This window comes from Streptomyces smyrnaeus (assembly GCF_017676345.1).
GTDB lineage: Bacteria > Actinomycetota > Actinomycetes > Streptomycetales > Streptomycetaceae > Streptomyces > Streptomyces smyrnaeus.
This window is the reverse complement of the sequence record NZ_JAFFZM010000002.1, coordinates 228119-246572: the sequence shown is the minus strand read 5'-3', so window position 1 is coordinate 246572 and position 18454 is coordinate 228119. Positions and strand designations below refer to the sequence as shown.

Annotated in this window: 11 protein-coding genes and 1 pseudogene; 3 read left to right on the top strand and 9 right to left on the bottom strand. The window is 71.6% G+C overall.

Annotation, left to right across the window (positions count from 1 at the left end):
- Positions 1-44: 44 nt before the first annotated feature.
- The 6 genes and pseudogenes from JW613_RS04555 to JW613_RS04530 all read right to left on the bottom strand — a co-directional run bounded on the left by JW613_RS04555 (position 45) and on the right by JW613_RS04530 (position 8395).
- A pseudogene (locus tag JW613_RS04555) lies at positions 45-909 on the bottom strand (ABC transporter ATP-binding protein).
- A 141-nt stretch (positions 910-1050) separates the two neighbouring features.
- The gene (locus tag JW613_RS04550) at positions 1051-2193 is read right to left on the bottom strand and encodes a magnesium and cobalt transport protein CorA (protein WP_209209406.1); all 1143 of its coding nucleotides are present in this window, start codon (positions 2191-2193) and stop codon (positions 1051-1053) included.
- 145 nt (positions 2194-2338) lie between these two features.
- Positions 2339-3328, bottom strand: coding sequence for a zinc-binding dehydrogenase (locus JW613_RS04545; RefSeq protein WP_209209651.1), 990 nt, complete (start codon positions 3326-3328; stop codon positions 2339-2341).
- A 153-nt stretch (positions 3329-3481) separates the two neighbouring features.
- Positions 3482-4822, bottom strand: coding sequence for an NAD(P)/FAD-dependent oxidoreductase (locus JW613_RS04540; protein ID WP_099882952.1), 1341 nt, complete (start codon positions 4820-4822; stop codon positions 3482-3484).
- A gap of 193 nt (positions 4823-5015) precedes the next feature.
- Entirely contained in the window at positions 5016-7106 is a 2091-nt protein-coding gene (locus JW613_RS04535) for a PhoX family protein (protein ID WP_209209405.1), read from the bottom strand.
- 1016 nt (positions 7107-8122) lie between these two features.
- Positions 8123-8395: a hypothetical protein gene (locus tag JW613_RS04530; RefSeq protein WP_209209404.1), complete on the bottom strand. Its 273-nt coding sequence runs from the start codon at positions 8393-8395 to the stop codon at positions 8123-8125.
- 396 nt (positions 8396-8791) lie between these two features.
- Here JW613_RS04530 and metG point away from each other — a divergent pair, with 396 nt between their 5' ends.
- Positions 8792-10402 carry a methionine--tRNA ligase gene (gene metG, locus JW613_RS04525; protein WP_209209403.1) on the top strand — a complete coding sequence of 537 codons (1611 nt, stop codon included), beginning with the start codon at positions 8792-8794 and terminating at the stop codon, positions 10400-10402.
- Between the two features lie 56 nt (positions 10403-10458).
- On the opposite strand, the gene JW613_RS04520 is transcribed toward metG, so the two are convergent.
- Both JW613_RS04520 and aspS read right to left on the bottom strand, forming a co-directional pair.
- Positions 10459-11046, bottom strand: a complete 588-nt coding sequence (locus JW613_RS04520; protein ID WP_209209402.1) for a Uma2 family endonuclease — start codon at positions 11044-11046, stop codon at positions 10459-10461.
- A gap of 127 nt (positions 11047-11173) precedes the next feature.
- Positions 11174-12952, bottom strand: a complete 1779-nt coding sequence (aspS, locus tag JW613_RS04515; protein ID WP_209209650.1) for an aspartate--tRNA ligase — start codon at positions 12950-12952, stop codon at positions 11174-11176.
- A gap of 119 nt (positions 12953-13071) precedes the next feature.
- On the opposite strand from aspS, the gene JW613_RS04510 reads away from it, so the two are divergent.
- A complete protein-coding gene (locus JW613_RS04510; RefSeq protein WP_209209401.1) occupies positions 13072-15579 on the top strand; it encodes an ATP-binding SpoIIE family protein phosphatase in 2508 nt (835 codons plus the stop codon).
- A 236-nt stretch (positions 15580-15815) separates the two neighbouring features.
- Here the strand turns inward: JW613_RS04510 and JW613_RS04505 are convergent, their stop codons facing one another.
- Positions 15816-16388, bottom strand: coding sequence for an SseB family protein (locus tag JW613_RS04505; protein ID WP_099882940.1), 573 nt, complete (start codon positions 16386-16388; stop codon positions 15816-15818).
- Between the two features lie 118 nt (positions 16389-16506).
- Here JW613_RS04505 and JW613_RS04500 point away from each other — a divergent pair, with 118 nt between their 5' ends.
- Complete coding sequence (locus JW613_RS04500; protein ID WP_209209400.1) at positions 16507-18333, top strand: acyl-CoA dehydrogenase; 1827 nt, start codon at positions 16507-16509, stop codon at positions 18331-18333.
- Positions 18334-18454: the final 121 nt, after the last annotated feature.

The window sequence follows — 18454 nt, the reverse complement described above, 5'->3', positions numbered from 1 at the left end:
GGCGCCGGGCCGCGCCCGCACGGAGGCCCGAGCGAGTCCGGTGGTCATCCGGCCGCCCCCGCCCGCCCGGCCCCCGACGCCACGGGCGCCACGGACGTTCCGGATGTCCCGGACGCCCCGGACGTCCCGGGCCGGGTGAAGGCCCGCATCCGCCGGGCGATGTGCGCGGCGGCATCGGACCGGGCCCGCACCGCCTCCCCCGCCGCGCCCGGATACTCGTCGACCAGCAGGCCGTCCGCCAGGAACAGCACCCGGTCGGCGTGGGCCGCCGCCGTCGGATCGTGGGTGACCATCAACACCGTGGCACCGAGCCCGTCCACCGACTCGCGGAGGAGGGCCAGCACCTCCTCCGCGGTGATCGAGCGCCCCGGTCGGTTCGTCGGCGCACACCACCTCCGGCTCGGTCACCAGCGCCCGGGCGAGCGCCACCCGCTGCTGCTGGCCGCCGGAGAGCTCGGCGGGCCGGTGGTGGGCGCGATCCGCGAGCCCGACCCGGGCCAGCGCCTCCCCGGCCCGGGCGCGGGCCCGGCGGGTGCCGCCGCCAGCCAGCCGCAGCGGCAGCCCCACGTTCTGCTCCGCCGTCAGGGCCGGGAGCAGATTGAAGGACTGGAAGACGAAGCCGACCCGCTCCCGGCGCAACCGCGTCAGGGCGCGGCGGCCCATCCGGGTCAGCTCCTGGCCACCGAGCCGCACGCTGCCCCCGGTGGGCCGGTCGAGTCCCACGGCGCACTGCAGCAAGGTGCTCTTGCCCGAACCGGAGGGGCCCATCACCGCCGTGAAGCTCCCCCGTGGCAGCTCCACGTCGACGCCGCGCAGCGCCTGCACGGCGCCCCTACGCCGTCCGTGACGCCGGGTGACCCCCGCCATGACCAGCGCGGCCCCGCGCCGTTCGCTCTCCGCATTCACCATGCCGCCGACGCTACAAACCTGCAGGTCAGCGGCGCGATGGAGCAGGCACCCGAACTGGCGGTTCGGATTTACCGAACCCCGCACGGGGGCTGCGCCCTGTCAGCCTGCAGACGACGGGCAGGGGCAGTCCCTCCCCAGCGCTCACAACCAACCGTTCCGGCGGAACGCGCGGTACATGGCCACGCAGGTGACGGCGATCACGACGAGGGTCAGCGGATAGCCGAGCGGCCAGTGCAGCTCGGGCATGTGGTCGAAGTTCATACCGTAGATGCCGCACACCATCGTCGGGACCGCGACGATGGCGACCCAGGCGCTGATCTTGCGCATGCCCTCGTTCTGGGCGGTGGAGACCTGCGCCAGATGCGCCTGCAGGATCGAGTCGAGGAGCGCCTCGAAGGAGGCGATCTGCTCGACGACCCGGGCCAGATGGTCGGCGACGTCCCGGAAATACTTGCGTATCTCGGCGTCGATGAGGCGGTTGGGGCGGTCGGACAGCAGCTCCAGCGGCCGCGCCAACGGCAAGGTGGCACGCTTCAGTTCGAGCAGCTCGCGCTTGAGCTGGTAGACCCTGCTGGTGCCGGAGCCGCCGCCCGCGGCGCTCCCGCCGAACGGGGCCGCGGAGGCGAAGACATCGCTCTCCAGTTCGTCGATGTCGTTCTGCACCTCGTCCGCGACCAGCAGGTAGTCGTCCACGACCCGGTCGGCGACCGCGTGCAGCACGGCTGCCGGACCCTGCGCCAGCCGCTCCGGCCGGGCCTCCAACTCCTCCCGCAGCGGGCCAAGTGAGCCGTGCCGGCCGTGCCGCACGGTGATCACGAAGTCGGCCCCGGTGAAGACGATGATCTCGCCGGTGTCCACCACCTCGCTGGTGGTGGACACCTTCTCGCGCTCCACATAGCTGACCGTCTTGAAGACGGCGAACATCATGTCGCCGCCGAACCACTCGGCCTTCGGCCGCTGATGCGGCTCCAGGGCGTTCTCCACGGCGAGCGGGTGCAGCCCGAACAGTTCGGTGATGCCCTCGAACTCGGCCTCCGTCGGCTCGTGCAGCCCGATCCAGACGAAGCCGCCCTCCTCGCCGCGCCCGCCCTTGCGGACACAGGCCAGCGCCTCCTCGACACCGCACTCCGCCATCAGCCGGGTGCCCTCGCGGTCGTAGGCGACGCAGCTCACCACGGAGGTGCCCAGCGGGGAGCGCGCCGGATGCGACAGGTCCACCACGGGGCGCGGCACACGTGGCCGCACCACCCTGCGCAGGCTGCGCACCACCGGCACCGTGGGCATGGGGGCTCCTCACGCTCCTCGTCGTTCCAACGTCTCCCCCAACTGTGCCCGGATTCCCCCACCGAATGCGCGCCCCCACGCGGCCACCGGACCGCATTCCGCACCGCATTCCGGACGGCCTCGGTCCCTCGCCCCATAACGGGAGCTACGGGATCAGGACCACCTTCCCCGTGGTTTCGCGCTGTTCCAGTGCGCGGTGGGCCCGGGCGGCTTCGGCGAGGGGGAAGGGGTGGGTGGTGTGGGTGAAGGTCCCGGCGGCGGTACGGGCGAGGGCTTCGGCACGGTGGGCGGCGTTGTGCTCGGGGTGGGCGAGCAGGGCCCCGAGGGCGTCGACATGGGTGCGGCCGTGGGCCGTAAGCTCGTCGGGGGAGGGCGTGAACTCGGTGCCGGAGATGGCGCCGTACGTCACCAGGCGACCGCCCTCGCCGAGCAGACCGTAGGCGGTGCGGGCCTTCTCGCCGCCCACCCCGTCCAGTACGGCGGTGAGGGTGCGTCCGCCGCCGGGGCCGGCCAGCCAGTCGGCGACCGTGCGCCCCCAGTCGGGGAGGTTGTAGTCGACGGCCAGGTCGGCGCCCGACTCGCGGACGGCCGCCGTCTTCGCGGGGCCCCCGGCGGCGCCGATCACCACGGCGCCCAGCGCGTGGGCGTGCTGGACCAGCAGCCGTCCGATGCCGCCCGCCGCCGAGTTGACCAGCACCACGTCCTGCGGCCCGAGCTGTGCGTGGGCGAGGACACCGACCGTGGTCGTGCCCGTCACCACCGCCGCGACGGCCACCTCGTGGGTGAGGCCGGCGGGGCGCTCCAGCACCTCCGCGACGTCGGCGACGGCCAGTTCCGCGTAGCCGCCGGGGGTGCCGCTCGCGGTGACCACCTCGCGGCCCAGCCAGTCGGGGTCGACGTCGGGCCCCACCGCGTCCACGGTGCCGGAGACCTCGCCGCCGAACACAGTCGGCAGCTCGGGCAGCGGCGGTACGAGGCCCTCGGTCACCCCGGCCCGCAGGACGGTCTCGATGGCGTGCACTCCGGCGGCGCGGACGGCGATCCGCAGCTGCCCCGGGCCGGGTTCGGGGTCGGGCAGCGTCTCATGGCGAAGGTTCTCGGCGGGGCCGAACGCGTGCAGGACGACGGCGTGCATGGTGGTGCCTTCCGGCTCGGGGCTCTCGCTGGCTGCGAGGCCCCCACCCTCCGACTTGAAGTTCACTTCAAGTCAAGGCTCAGCGGCGACCCCGCGAGAACGCGCGGACGATCTCCCGGATGACGGCACCGACCACGGCGCGGAAGAACCACCTCATGGCGTCAGCTCGCGTGCCCGCTCCTGGGTGAGGTAGGCGTCCGTGGCCTCCATGTCCTGGAGGGTGGCGGGGCGGCGGGAGAGGAAGCCGGTGCGCAGGAAGTCGTCACCGGTCAGCGCGTTGAGGTTCCAGTTCGCCACGGTGCGGGCCTTCGCGGTGAAGGTGGGCAGCGCCATCAGGTGGTAGCCGCGCGCGATGACCTGCGCCGGGAACCCGGAGAACTCGTATCCGAGCGGGCGGGCCACCGCGTCCGTACCGCCGAGATCCACGACCAGCCCCAGGTCCTTGTGCCGGTACGGCGTCATGGGCTCGCCGCGCAGCGAGGCGATCAGATTGCGGGCCATGTGCTTGCCCTGCCGGCCGGCGTGCTGCGCGGTGGGCGGGCACACGGCGCCGCCGACCTTCGTCAGATCGGGTACGGCCGCCGCGTCGCCCAGCGCGTACACGCCCGGGTGCCCCGGCACCGTGAAGTCGGCGTTGACCGCCAGCCGCCCCTTGATCGTCTCCGCGTCGAGAGTGCCGATCAGCGGGCTGGCTGCGACGCCCGCCGTCCAGATCAGGGTGCGGGAGGGCAGCACCCGGTTGTCGGTCAGGGTGATCCGCCGCTCCTCGGCCTTGGCGACGGAGACGCCCAGCGACACATCGGTCCCGCGCTCGCGCAGGATCTGCTGCGCGCGCCGCCCCAGCTTCTCCCCGAGCTCGGGCATCAGCTTCGGTGCGATGTCCAGCAGATGCCACTTGATCAGGTCGGGGTCGAGCCGCGGATAGCGCTTGGCGGCGGAGTTGGTGAGCCGCTGCAGGCAGGCGACCGTCTCGGTGCCCGCGTAGCCGCCGCCGACCACGACGAACTGCAGCCGCTCCCTGCGCTCCTGCTCGTTGGTGCTGGCCGCCGCCAGATCGAGCTGGGCGATCACATGGTCGCGTACGTAGGCGGCCTCGGCGAGCGTCTTCATCCCGCGGGCCTGCTCGTTGAGACCGGGGATGTCGAAGCTGCGGGTGACACTGCCGGGGGTGAGGATCAGCCGGTCGTAGGGCTGGTTGACGGTCTCCCCGCTGATGAGCCGGACGATGCACATACGATCGTGCGGGTCGATCCCGATGACCATGCCGGGGACGATGGAGGTCCTGCGCACCAGCCGGCGCAGCGGCGGCGCGACCGACTGCGGGGTGAGCACCCCGGCCGCGACCTGGGGGAGCAGCGGAAGGTACAGCTCGTAGCTGGCCGGGGTGACGAGAGCGATCTCCGCCTCTTCGGGCCGCAGACCGCGCTCCAGCCCGCGTGCGCACTCGACTCCGGCGAAGCCGCCGCCGACGATCAGAATTCTGGTTCGCTCCATGGCTGCACCTGCACCCGCGAGGTTGGCGTGGTTGGCGTGATGGTGGGCGTTCCGCCTGATACCCGATACGGCACTTTCGTAGCCCCTTGTCCCTCTGGTCACCCTCGCACGGGCGACCGGGGCCCGCCACCGCACGGCGCGGGCCCCGCCGGTCACCGCCGACGGGGCCCGCGCCCACGCTTGCTGCCGGTCCTCACCGTCCGACGTCGGAGCCGTCCTTCGGCCAGACGGCCACCACCGCGGGGCGGACGTACGAGCCCGGACCGTCCGGCCAGCTGGAGGCGGGCTGCTCCACCGAGGCACCGTCCACCTCACCCGGGTGCTGGACGGCGACCAGCACCCGCCGGTCCTGCACCAGCGGACCGCATGTCTCGGCACCCGTCGGGACGGTCAGGAACTGCCGGACCTCGCCGCGCCGCGAACCGGCCGTGGCCACGCCGAAGAGTCCGTCGTGCGAGCCCAGCTTGTTGCCGTCCGTGGACAGCCACAGATTGCCGAAGTCGTCGAACGTCACGTTGTCCGGGCAGGAGATCGGGCTGACCTGGTCCTTGGGGAAACCGCCGAAGTAGGTGCCCGGGTCCTCCGGGTCGCCGCAGACCAGGAAGAGCCGCCAGGAGAAGGACCGCGCCCTGGGGTCGTTGCCCCGCTCGGCGAACTCCAGCACCTGTCCGTGCTTGTTGCCGTGCCGCGGGTTGGCCTCGTCCGCCCCCGGCTTGCCCTCCTTGCCCCGGTCGGTGTTGTTGGTCAGCGCCACATAGACCCGGCCCGTGCGCGGGCTGGGCTCGATGTCCTCGGGGCGGTCCATCTTGGTGGCGCCCGCCTTGTCGGCGGCCATCCGGGTGAAGACGTACACCTCCTCGGCCGTCATGCCCTCCACGTACGACCGGTCGCCGCTGGCCAGCGGGATCCACCGGCCGGTGCCGTCGAACTCGCCGTCCTCGGGCAGCGTGCCGGTGCCGTCGATCTCCTCGGCCGGGCTTTCCCCGGTCAGCTTGGCGACATAGAGGGTGCCCTCGTCCAGCAGGGACAGGTTGTGGCGCCGGTCGGCCGCGCTGTGGCCGCGGCGCATCGTCTTCTTGGAGACGAACTTGTAGAAGTAGTCGAAGCGCTCATCGTCGCCCATGTAGACGACCGCGTGCCCGTCCCGGGACAGCCGCGGCTGGGCCGCCTCGTGCTTGAAGCGCCCCAGCGCGGTGTGCTTGCGGGGCGTGGAGTCGGGGTCGTACGGGTCCAGCTCGACCACCCAGCCGAAGCGGTGCACCTCGTTCGGCTCCTCGGTCAGGTCGAACCGCTCGTCGAACTCCTCCCAGCGCCGCTCGCTGGCGCCGCCGGTGACGCCGTAGCGCTTGAGGGTGGCGGCCCGCTCCGGGTCGGTCACCTTCTCCGCGTTGGCGAAGTACTGGTTGAAGTTCTCCTCGCCGGAGAGCACCGTGCCCCAGGGCGTGGTGCCGCCGGAACAGTTGTTGAGGGTGCCCAGCACCCGGCGCCCGCGCGGGTCGGCCTTGGTGCGCAGCAGCGGGCTGCCCGCCGCCGGGCCCGTGAGCTCGAACGGCGTGGTGGCGGTCACCCGGCGGTTGAGCGGGTGGCGGGGCACGGCGCGCAGTGCGCCCGTACGGCGCTCACCGGAGACGGCGACGACGGACAGGCCGTGCGCGGCCCAGGCGATCTCGACCTGCTCACGGGTGGGCTTCTCCGGGTCGTACCCGGCGAACATCAGCACCTCGTCGGTGTACTCGTGGTTGGCCACCAGCAGCTGGTCGGCGCCGTGGCCGCGGTGCCGCGAGGAGAGCGGCAGCAGGGTGAGGAAGTCGTTGTTGTAGCCGAACTGCCCCGCCTGCGCCTTGGCGCTCTGCCGCTCGGGGTCGAAGTCCGGCGCCCCGCGCAGAATCGGTTCGCCCCAGCGGATGACGATGTTCTGCTCGTAGCCCTTCGGCACCGTCACCTTGTCCGCGGTGTTGGGCGCGACCGGCTCGAACCGCAGCCCCTTGGCCGCCCGGCCGTGCGGCCTGCCCGGCTTGGGACCCTTGCCCGCCGGGACGGCTGCGGAGGCGGACTCGGCACCCGGACCGGCCAGCCCGGTACCCGCGGCGGCGGCGACGCCGACAACGGCACCCGCGCGCAGCACCGACCGGCGCGAGAGGGCCCGGGCGATGACGTCACCGGCGTACTCGTTCGAGCTGGTGTTGGGCACCTCGTGGAAGCAGGCGTCGCCGCAGCGGTAGCGGCAGGTCATCGCTGATCTTCCCGTGGGGTGCGAAGTGAGCAGCGGCAGCGGCTTTCGCATCGTCGTTCCTCCGGTCTGTGCGCGGTCTGCGCGGTGGGCGGTGCGCGGTCTGCGCTTGTACGCCGTACGCCGCCGTGACGCTATGGGGACGGATACGCGGGAGAACGACCTCAGCATGAATCCCGGGTGAACACGTCCCCCACCGACACCCGCCCCCACCAGGCCACCGGGCACCGCACCACCGGTGGGGGGCCGGACCTCCGGGGGCCGGTGGAATCGGGGCCCCGAGCCGTCAGGCCGCCGAGCGGCCGAGCCGCGAGCCCACCAGAACAGCCCGGGCACCGAAGCCGACGGGGCCCAGGCCACTGGGCCACCGAGCCGCGAGCCCGCCAGGCCACCGGGCCACGGGCCCACCGGGCCGACAGTCCACCGGGCCGCGAGGCCGCTAGACCACCGAGTCACCAGAGCGCAAGGCCACCGGCCACGGGAGCAACCGGGCCGCCGGAGCCGACGGGCTCCCAAGCCACGGGTCACCGGAGCCGCGAGGCCGCCTGAACAACCAGGCGACCAAGCCGCGAGGCCAGCGGTTGGCCACCAGAGCCACCGAGCCACGAGGCGATCGGGGCGATCGAGCCCCGAGGCCGCCAAGTCACCAGAGCCGCCGGGCCACCAGGCCGCTGAGGACCACTGGACCCCCGAGGCACCGGGCCACCGGGCCGCCTGGCCGCCAGGCCGCTGGGGAAACCGGGACAGCGGGCAGCAAGCCGCCAGGCCAACGAGCCGCCAGAGCCACCGGGCCGCCAGGCCGCCAGGCCGCCGAGCCGCCAGGGGCACCGGGCCGCCAGGGGCACCGGAGCAACCGAGCCACCGCAGGCCCCGAGCCGCAAGGCCGCAAGGCCGCTGCGGCGATCGAGCAGCGAGGCCGCCAAGCCACCGGGGCACCGGGCCACCAAGCCCCCGGGCCACCGACCGCAGAGCCGCCAGGCCGCCGAACCGGCAGGGCCACCAGGCCACCCGAACCGGCAGAGCCGTGGGGCCCGAGTGGGGAGGGGGCGCCCGGTAGCGGCGGGGGGGGGTTACCAGGTGGCGGGGTCGGGTTCGTCGTCGGCCTCGTGGGGTTGCTCCCCCTCGTCGTCCCACACCATCCGCATGGTCTCCGCGTGGGCGATCGTCTCGCCGATCCACTCGGGGGCGAGCGAGGTCTTCGCATAGTCGCGGGCGCACGGCAGACACGCGTACGCGCTGCCGCCTGGCCCGGAGCCCGTCTCGATGATCGCGATCAGGGCCCGGTGCCGCACCGGCAGATCGCAGCGGCAACACGTGCCCGGGTTGGGCCCCTCGGACTGCACGCTGCCACCTCCTTCGCCATCACTGTCGTCGCTCGACCGCCACATTGCACACGACGCGCCGACGCATCACCGTGCGTCGTCCCCTCGGCGGGGCGGCATCTGCCGCGGCCGACGCCCCCGTCAAGGGGCCAACGCTCCGCCCACGCCGCATCGTGCCCGCATCGAGCCCGTGATTGAGCGATCGTCGCCGTCTTCGTGCACGCATGTAGCCGTTCGATGACCGTTGTTCTTCTCCCGCGACGGCCCCCGTCAGGGGTGACCCGCGGCTCGTCTCCTTGACGCAGCGTGGCCGAGGGCTGCGGAAACGCCGGGCGGGCGGCCGGAGGGAGACAGGCGGGAAGCGGGGCTGGGAGCGGGGCGGGAAAAGGGCCGGCACCCGGCCGATAGGATTCGGGTATGGCGGCCACTGGATCAGAGCAGACGGGGCACGGGGCGTACTACGTCTCGACGCCCATTTACTACGTGAACGACGCTCCCCACCTGGGCCACGCCTATACGACCGTCGCAGGCGACGTGCTCACCCGCTGGCACCGCCAGCGCGGCGAGAAGGTGTGGTACCTCACCGGCACGGACGAGCACGGTCAGAAGATCATGCGCACGGCGGAGGCCAACGGGGTCAGTCCGCGCGAATGGTGCGACAAACTCGTCGAGGAGTCGTGGAAACCCCTCTGGGAACATCTGCGGATCGCGAATGACGACTTCATCCGCACCACGGAGAAGCGGCACACCGACCGCGTCCAGGAGTTCGTACAGGATCTGTACGACCGCGGGGAGATCTACCAGGGCGGCTACGAGGGCCCGTACTGCGTGCCCTGCGAGGAGTACAAGACCTACGGCGAACTCCTCGACGGGGAAGGGGAGTACGCGGGACAGAAGCTGTGTCCCATCCACAAGAAGCCCGTGGAGATGCTCCAGGAGGAGAACTACTTCTTCAAGCTCTCCGCCTACGGCGAGAAGCTGCTGGAGCACTACGAGGCGCACCCGGAGTTCATCCAGCCCGAGTCGGCGCGCAACGAGGTCATGCAGTTCGTCCGCCAGGGCCTGGAGGACCTGTCGATCTCCCGCTCCACCTTCGACTGGGGCGTCAAGATCCCCTGGGACGACAAGCACGTCATCTATGTGTGGATCGACGCCCTGCTCAACTACGCGACGGCCGTCGGCTACGGCTCCGACCAACGGAAGTTCGACGAGACCTTCCCCGCCGACGTCCATCTTGTCGGTAAGGACATCCTCCGCTTCCACGCGGTGATCTGGCCCGCGATGCTGATGGCCAACGGGCTGCCGCTGCCCAAGCGGGTCGTCGCCAACGGCTGGCTGATGGTCGGCGGCGAGAAGATGTCCAAGTCGAACCTGACGGGCATCTCGCCGCACGAGCTGACGGACCACTTCGGTGTGGACGCCTACCGCTGGTACTTCCTGCGCGCCATCGCCTTCGGCCAGGACGGCTCCTTCTCGTGGGAGGACTTCTCGGCCCGCTACACCAGCGAGCTCGCCAACGACTACGGCAACCTGGCCTCCCGGGTGGCCGCCATGGTCGGCAAGTACTTCGACGGCGCGCTGCCGGAGGCCACCGCACACGGCGAGGCCGAGCAGACAGTCGCCGACGGGCTGGCCAAGGCCGTCCGCGAGGCGGACGAGAGGATCGGCGAGCAGCTCGACTTCGCGGGCGGCATCGCCGCGATCTTCGACTTCATCAAGCAGGTCAACGGCTATCTCACCGAGCAGGCGCCGTGGAAGGTCGCCAAGGACACCTCCGCGGAGGCTCAGGAGCGGCTGGCCACCATCCTCTACACCGCGGCCGACTCACTGCGCGCCTGCGCGGTGCTGCTCAACGCGGTGATGCCCGACTCCAGCGCCAAGCTGTGGGAGACCCTGGGCGCCGAACCGGCGCTGGGCCCGCTCGCGGAGCAGCGCATCGCCGAGGCCGGCACCTGGGGCAAGCTCCCCGCCGGTACGACGGTCACCAAGGGCGCCGCGCTCTTCCCGCGGCTGGAGGAGACGAAATAGGGCGCCCCGCCCGGTCGTGCTTCGAGCCCCGCCCCGAGGGCGGGGCTCACGCGTTGTCATGCGGGCCGGGCGCCGTCCCCGTACAACGGGAGGCACGAGGTGTCCACGGGCCGGGTGAACGGCGCCGGGAGCGGCAGCTCCTCCCCGTACTTGCCGTGCAGAACTCCTTGGTAGACGCCGTCCCGTGGACGCGTGTACAGCGCCCAGTCACCACCCCGCGGATCAACGACCAGCAGCGTGCGCACGCCCGCTGTCGCGTACCAGCCGTTCTTGGCGGTGACGTCCTTCGCCTTCTCCGACTTGGAGATCACCTCGACGGCCAGCTCGACATCGCCCGGGTCGACAAGCCATTCGTCGTCCTCGTCCCACTCCGTGGGCAGGACGACCAGATCCGGGGTGCAGTAGTCGTCCGGGTCGTCGGGGAGGGCGATGGACGAGACCTCGTACAGATCGAGTCCGCCCGACAGCTGCGGCGCCAGCTGATGACGCAACCGCCTGATCGTTCCCGCGTGCTTGCCACGCGGGGTCGGGGACATCACGAGCTTCCCTCCCAGGATCTCCACGCGCAGTCCGGTCGCCCTCTCGATCTCCTCCGCGACCTCGCGCAGGTTGCCGGGACGGGGGCTCAGTGCGGGCACCGTCATGATCGTTCACCTCCACTCGGCGGCCGGGCAGGCTGCGTATGCCTTCACAGTATCGGGCATGCCACAGGCCCGGGTCCTGCACGAAGGACCCGGGCCTGTGGCGTTGCCAAAAAGCGCGCGCCGCGCCCTACTGCGCCGGCTTCACCTGCGGGGGCTTGCGCACCGAGAGGTGGAGCTCCCGCAGGCGGGCCTCGTCGACCTCGCTGGGGGCGCCCATCATCAGGTCGAGGGCGTTGTTGTTGAGGGGGAAGGCGATGGTCTCGCGGATGTTGGGCTCGTCCGCGAGCAGCATCACGATGCGGTCGATGCCGGGGGCGATACCGCCGTGCGGCGGGGCGCCGAAGCGGAAGGCGCGCAGCATGCCGCCGAACTCCCGCTCGACGTCCTCCTGGGAGTAGCCCGCGATCCCGAAGGCCTCGAACATGATCTCCGGCTCGTGGTTACGGATCGCGCCGGAGGACAGCTCGACGCCGTTGCAGACGATGTCGTACTGCCAGGCGAGGATGTCCAGCGGGTCCTTGGTGCGCAGCGCCTCCAGGCCGCCCTGCGGCATGGAGAACGGGTTGTGGGAGAACTCGATCTTGCCGGTCTCCTCGTCCTTCTCGAACATCGGGAAGTCCACGATCCAGCAGAACCGGAAGACGTTCTCCTCGAAGTGCCCGGCGCGCTTGGCGGCCTCGACCCGGACAGCGCCCATGATCTTGGAGACCTCGTCGAACTCGCCCGCGCCGAAGAAGACCGCGTGACCGGGGGTCAGGCCCAGCGCGTCGGTGAGCGCCTTGACGTTGTCGTCCGTGAGGAACTTGGCGATGGGGCCGGAGAGCGATCCGTCCTCGGCGACCCGCACCCAGGCCAGGCCCTTGGCACCCTGTTCGACGGCGAAGTCGCCCAGCGAGTCGAAGAACTTGCGCGGCTGCTCCGCGGTGCCCGGCACCGGCAGGGCGCGTACGTGCTTGTCGGCGAACGCCTTGAAGCCGGAGCCGGCGAAGATGTCCGAGACGTCCGTCAGCTCCAGCCGCGCGCGCAGGTCCGGCTTGTCCGAGCCGTACTTGACCATGGCCTCGCGGAAGGGGATGCGCGGGAACGGCGAGGTGACCTCGCGGCCCTCGCCCAGTTCCTGGAACAGCTCGGTCATCACCGTCTCGATGACGCCGAAGACGTCCTCCTGCTCGACGAAGCTCATCTCCATGTCGAGCTGGTAGAACTCGCCCGGCGAGCGGTCCGCGCGGGCGTCCTCGTCGCGGAAGCAGGGCGCGATCTGGAAGTAGCGGTCGAACCCGGCGATCATCAGCAGCTGCTTGAACTGCTGCGGCGCCTGCGGCAGCGCGTAGAACTTGCCGGCGTGCAGCCGGGAGGGGACCAGGAAGTCGCGGGCGCCCTCGGGCGAGGTGGCCGACAGGATCGGGGTCGCCAGCTCGTTGAAGCCCTGGGCCACCATCTTCTCGCGGATGGCGGCGATGACCTTGCTGCGCAGCATCACATTGCGGTGCATGCGCTCGCGGCGCAGGTCGAGGAAGCGGTACTCCAGGCGCCGCTCCTCGTTGACGCCGTCCTCGGCGTTGATGGTGAAGGGGATCTGCTCGGCGCCGCCCAGCACCTCGACCTGGGAGACCTCCACCTCGATCTCGCCGGTGGGCAGTTCGGGGTTGACGTTCTCCTCGCCGCGGGCGGTGACCCTGCCGTCCACCCGCAGGACGGTCTCCTTGGCCAGCGAGCTGAGCTTCTCGTTGATCTCGCTCGACTCGTCGCGGACGACGAGCTGGACGATGCCGTAGTGGTCGCGCAGATCGATGAAGAGGATGCCGCCCAGGTTCCGGCGATTGTGCAGCCAGCCGCTCAGCCGGACGTCAGTGCCGACGTCCGTGGCGCGAAGCTCGCCGCAGGTGTGGGACCGGTACCGATGCATCATTCATCCAAGTCGTTCGGCTCAGGGGTCACAGTGGAGTACCCCTCAGACTACCGCCCTGGGCCACCCTCCTTCGCCCCCGTTTCCGCAACCCCACGAACTGCGCATAAAGTGGTGCAATGCGCACCGATGACGCCCTGGCGGTCCTGGGCGCCGGGCTGTGGACCTGGGACAACGCCACAGGTCTGGTGACGCTCGATGCCCGCGCGGCCCGCCTCCTCGGGGTCGCCGACGAGGCCGCCGAGCCCGCGGATGATGCGCGTACGGACGCCCACATCACCCTGTCCGGCAGCGCGGTCCGCTCCCATCTGCACGCCGTCGACTACGTCGGCTTCCAGGGCATCGTCACCCTGGCCCTCGCGGAGGACTCCCCGGCCGAGGCGCTGCTGCGGGTGGTGGACGCCCAGGGGCAGGTGGAGCGGACCGTGCGGGTGGTCGTACGCCCGGTCCCGGCCACCCCCGGCGCCCCTCGGGCCGCCGCGCGGGGCGAGGGGGCGCCCGAGTACACCGCCGCCCTCACCGGCCTGCTCTACGAGGTGCCCGAGCCGGAGAGCGCCACCCGTCCGGACGACCAGCGGCGGCCGGCTCCCCCGGCGCACGGGCGCGGTGGCCCGGCCACGCGCGGGGCCGGAGCCCGACCGCCGACCGCCACCGGGGCCCCGGCGACCCCGGGTACCTCCCGCGGCCCGGCGGTCGAGTGGGACTGGCGGCGCAACCGGGAGGCGTTCCTGCTGGACACCGGGCGCGCACTGGCCGAGGCGTACACCACGGCCGACGTGCTGCGGGTGGCCTCGTCGCTGGCCATGCCCGGCTTCTCCCCCGAGGCGCTCGCCGTCTTCGTCGTCAGCGGCGACCAGCTCACCGTCTACGGCGCCTCGCCCGGCGCCCCGCCCCGCCCCGGTCACCCGTATGTACCCGGCGGTGGCTACGGTCCGCGGGGCAGCGGCTCCCGGCTGCATCTGACGGACGACGATCCGGCCGCCGAGGCGGTACGCACGGGCCGCGCCCGCTATCTGCACAGCCCCGACGAGTACGCGGAGCGCTTCCCGGCCGCGCGCCCCGCAGAGACCCAGCCGGGCCACGCCGCCTGGGCCTTTCTGCCGCTGACCGTCGCGGGGCGCACCATCGGCGCGTGGATGGCGGCCTTCGCCCGGCCCGTCTCCTTCACCCCCGACGAGCGGGCCGTGCTGACGACGGTGGCGCGGATGCTGGCGCAGTCGCTCTCCCGGGCCATGCTGAACGAGTCGGAGCGCGAGCTGTCGGCCCGGCTGCAGCGGGTGATGCGGCCCGCGCACAGCCCGGCCGTCCCCGGCATGGACCTGGCGGCCCGGTATGTGCCCACCGGGGGCGGACTGCAGATCGGCGGCGACTGGTACGACGTCATCCCGCTGCCCTCCGGGCGTACCGCGCTGGTCATCGGCGACGTCCAGGGCCACGACGTACGGGCGGCGGGCATCATGGGCCAGCTGCGGGTGGCGGTACGCGCCTACGCCGCCGAGGGGCACCACCCGGACGCGGTGCTCTCCCGCGCCTCCCGCTTCCTGCACGGGATGAGCGCGGGCGAGCGCGTCAACGCGCCGCCGGCCACCGCGCCGGCGGAGGCGACGCCGGACTCTCCAGGGCCGGTCGGCACCACCGCGGAGGAGGAGGCCGAGTACGCCGAGCCGCGCTTCGCCACCTGTCTTTACGTGGAGGTGGATCCCGAGACCGGTGTCCTGGACGTGGCCCGCGCCGGCCACCTCGACCCCGCGGTGCAGCTGCCGGACGGCCCGCTGCTGGTCCGCTCCACGGCGGGGGGCCTCCCGCTGGGGATCGACCCCGATACGGAGTACCCCGTCACCCGGTTGGTGCTGGAGCCGGGGGAGCGGCTGCTGATGTGCACCGACGGGCTGATCGAGACGGGCGGGCACGACCTGGAGACGGGGTGGGCGCGGCTGAGCGCGGTGGTCGAGGAGATGACCGACAGTGCCGGGCCCAGGGTCGGCGGGGGCCCGGCGCTGGAGCAGGTCGCCGACGCGCTCGTCCGGGCCGTGCAGGGCGGCTGCGACGGCGCGGCCCGGAGCACCACGGGCCCGGGGCCGCTGACCGACCGGCGCGAGGACGACATCGCACTGCTGCTGCTCTCCCGCAGCCCCACCGGGGTGGGTCCACCGGCGGCCGGCGCGCCTGTCACCACCCGGCGCACGGTGCTGACCGTCGCCCAGGCCCAGCCGGACCGGATCGCCGTCGCCCGCCACCAGTTGCACGACCTGCTGCACGACTGGGCCGATCCGGACCAGGTGGACGGCGCGGTGCTGATGCTCTCCGAGATGCTGACGAACGTGCTGGTGCACACGGACGGGGACGCGGTGCTCGTCGCGGAGATCACCCTCCCGCGGGAGGGCGGGGTGCGCACACTGCGGGTCAATGTCTCCGACTCCAGCGACGAGCTGCCGCACCGCCGTACTCCGGGCGAACTCGCCTCCTCGGGGCGCGGCTTGATGCTGCTGGGCATGCTCGCCGACCACTGGGGCGTGGACCCGCGGGGCGAGGGCAAGTGCATCTGGTTCGAGATCCACGAACAGGACCCCACAACCGCCCCCACGATGGAGCCCTCCCTCGCCCAGTGGGAACCCCTCGACACCTGACCGCGTACCCCGCGAGGGGGGCTGCGCTTGCCCACCCTGCGCCCCTGGCGCAGACTGCCCAAGCTTGCGGGGCAGCAATTCAGGGGCGCGGGGAACTGCTCCCCCAGCCTCCGGCCGGGAGGTGCCCCCACAGCCACAAAGCACCTGCAGCCTGCAAGCAACAGGCGGGGGCAGTCCCTGCTCAGAACCCCTCACGGGGCCGGGCCCGCGATGAAAGCGGCGCACCCAGCGGAGCGTCAGCCGTACATCCGCCGCATCGCGAAGTCGACCATCTCCTCGACCGCCTTGGCGTCGAAGACCACCCGGTGCTCACCTTCCATGTCGAGCACGAAGCCGTACCCCGACGGCAGCAGGTCGAGGACCTCGGCGCCGGTGATGACGAAGTACTTCGACTCCTTGCCCGCGTAGGCGCGCAGCTCCTTGAGCGTGCTGAACATCGGGATGACGGGCTGCTGGGTGTTGTGCAGGGCGAGGAAGCCGGGGGTGTCGCCGCGCGGGCAGTACACCTTGGAGGTGGAGAAGATGCCCTGGAAGTCCTCGGCGCTCATCGAGCCCGTGGTGAACGCGCGGATCGCCTCCTGGAGGGAGGGCGGGGAAGGCTCGGGGTAGAGCGGCTGCTGCGGGCCCGGCTGGCCGTACTGCGGCGCCCCCTGCTGCGCTCCGTACGGCGGAGGCGGTGCCTGGTGACCTTGCTGACCGGGGTGCGAAGCATGCCCGGCGTGCTGGTAGCCGTGCGCGCCGTGCCCCTGTCCGGGCTGCGGCCCATGGCCCTGTCCGGGAGGGGCACCGGTCTGGTCGTAACCGTACATAGCTAAGAAGAGTAACGAGTCACAGAAGGGTGGCGAGGGGTTGCTTCTTATTACCGGCGGGTAGCATCATCTATGGGACTACCGACAAGTACGAGCGAGCCACTACGGAGCCGTCGCCATGGGGCATTACAAGTCGAATCTCCGCGACATCGAGTTCAACCTCTTCGAGGTGCTCGGGCGCGACACGGTGTACGGCACCGGACCGTTCGCGGAGATGGACGTCGAGACCGCCAAGAACGTGCTGTCCGAGATCGCGCGGCTGGCCGAGAACGAGCTGGCCGCCTCCTTCGAGGACGGTGACCGCAACCCGCCGGTCTTCGACCCGGACACCAACACCGCGCCGGTGCCCGCCGCCTTCAAGAAGAGCTACCAGGCCTACATGGACGCCGAGTGGTGGCGCCTGGGCATCCCGGAGGAGATCGGCGGCACGACCGCGCCGCGCTCGCTGCTGTGGGGCTTCGCCGAGACGATCCTGGGCTCCAACCCGGCCGTGTGGATGTACGCCTCCGGCCCGGCCTTCGCCGGCGTCCTGCACGAGGAGGGCACCGAGGAGCAGCGCAAGATCGCGCAGCTGATGGCCGAGAAGCAGTGGGGCTCCACCATGGTGCTCACCGAGCCGGACGCCGGCTCGGACGTGGGCGCCGGACGCACCAAGGCCACCCAGCAGGCCGACGGCACCTGGCACATCGAGGGCGTGAAGCGCTTCATCACCTCCGGTGAGCACGACATGTCCGAGAACATCGTGCACTTCGTCCTCGCCCGCCCCGAGGGCCACGGCCCCGGCACCAAGGGGCTGTCGCTGTTCATCGTCCCCAAGTACGACTTCGACTGGGAGACCGGCGAGCTGGGCGAGCGCAACGGCGTCTACGCCACCAACGTCGAGCACAAGATGGGCCTGAAGGTCTCCAACACCTGCGAGATGACCTTCGGTGCCAACCAGCCCGCCAAGGGCTGGCTGCTGGGCGAGAAGCACGACGGCATCCGGCAGATGTTCAAGATCATCGAGTTCGCCCGGATGATGGTCGGCACCAAGGCCATCGCCACCCTGTCCACCGGCTACCTCAACGCGCTGGAGTACGCCAAGGAGCGGGTGCAGGGCGCCGACCTGGCGCAGTTCACCGACAAGACCGCGCCGCGCGTCACCATCACCCACCACCCGGACGTACGCCGCGCCCTGCTGACGCAGAAGGCGTACGCCGAGGGCATGCGCTCCCTCGTGCTGTACACCGCCGCGGTGCAGGACGAGATCCTGCTCAAGGAGCACAACGGCGAGGACGCGGACGCCGCGCGCCGCCTCAACGACCTGCTGCTGCCGATCGTGAAGGGCTACGGCTCCGAGAAGTCCTACGAGCAGCTGGCGCAGTCCCTGCAGACCCTGGGCGGCTCCGGCTATCTGCAGGAGTACCCGATCGAGCAGTACATCCGGGACGCCAAGATCGACACCCTCTACGAGGGCACCACCGCCATCCAGGGCCAGGACTTCTTCTTCCGCAAGGTCGTCCGCGACCAGGGCCAGGCGCTCACCGCGCTCTCCGAGGAGATCAAGAAGTTCCTCGCCGAGGCCCAGGGCGGCGAGGAGCTGGCCGGCTCCCGCGACCACCTCGCCAAGGCCGCCGTCGAGCTGGAGGCCATCGTCGGCACCATGCTCACCGACCTGGCCGCCACCGAGAAGGACGTCAACTCCATCTACAAGGTGGGCCTCAACACCACCCGCTTCCTGATGGCCGCGGGCGATGTCGTCATCGGCTACCTGCTGCTGCGCGGCGCCGCCGTGGCCGCCGAGAAGCTGGCGGGCGCCTCCGCCAAGGACGTCCCCTTCTACCAGGGCAAGATCGCCGCGGCGAAGTTCTTCGCCGCGAACGTGCTGCCGCAGGTCGCCGTCCAGCGCGAGCTGGCCGACGCGGTGGACCTCTCGGTCATGGAACTCGACGAGAACGCGTTCTAGATCCACGCGGCAAGCACAGCAGTGCCCCGCGCCCCGCAAGGGGCGCGGGGAACTGCGCGGCCAACCGTCGACGCAGCCGCAGAGCGACGGCGGGACAGGGGCAGCCCCTCACCGGGCGAGG

What these genes read in the sequence shown, in the direction of transcription:
- aspS (WP_209209650.1), bottom strand. Translation starts at nt 12,952, where the DNA reads ATGCATCGGTACCGGTCCCACACCTGCGGCGAGCTTCGCGCCACGGAC.
- JW613_RS04540 (WP_099882952.1), bottom strand. Translation starts at nt 4,822, where the DNA reads ATGGAGCGAACCAGAATTCTGATCGTCGGCGGCGGCTTCGCCGGAGTC.
- JW613_RS04510 (WP_209209401.1), top strand. Translation starts at nt 13,072, where the DNA reads ATGCGCACCGATGACGCCCTGGCGGTCCTGGGCGCCGGGCTGTGGACC.
- metG (WP_209209403.1), top strand. Translation starts at nt 8,792, where the DNA reads ATGGCGGCCACTGGATCAGAGCAGACGGGGCACGGGGCGTACTACGTC.
- JW613_RS04505 (WP_099882940.1), bottom strand. Translation starts at nt 16,388, where the DNA reads ATGTACGGTTACGACCAGACCGGTGCCCCTCCCGGACAGGGCCATGGG.
- JW613_RS04550 (WP_209209406.1), bottom strand. Translation starts at nt 2,193, where the DNA reads ATGCCCACGGTGCCGGTGGTGCGCAGCCTGCGCAGGGTGGTGCGGCCA.
- JW613_RS04545 (WP_209209651.1), bottom strand. Translation starts at nt 3,328, where the DNA reads ATGCACGCCGTCGTCCTGCACGCGTTCGGCCCCGCCGAGAACCTTCGC.
- JW613_RS04500 (WP_209209400.1), top strand. Translation starts at nt 16,507, where the DNA reads ATGGGGCATTACAAGTCGAATCTCCGCGACATCGAGTTCAACCTCTTC.
- JW613_RS04535 (WP_209209405.1), bottom strand. Translation starts at nt 7,106, where the DNA reads ATGCGAAAGCCGCTGCCGCTGCTCACTTCGCACCCCACGGGAAGATCA.
- JW613_RS04520 (WP_209209402.1), bottom strand. Translation starts at nt 11,046, where the DNA reads ATGACGGTGCCCGCACTGAGCCCCCGTCCCGGCAACCTGCGCGAGGTC.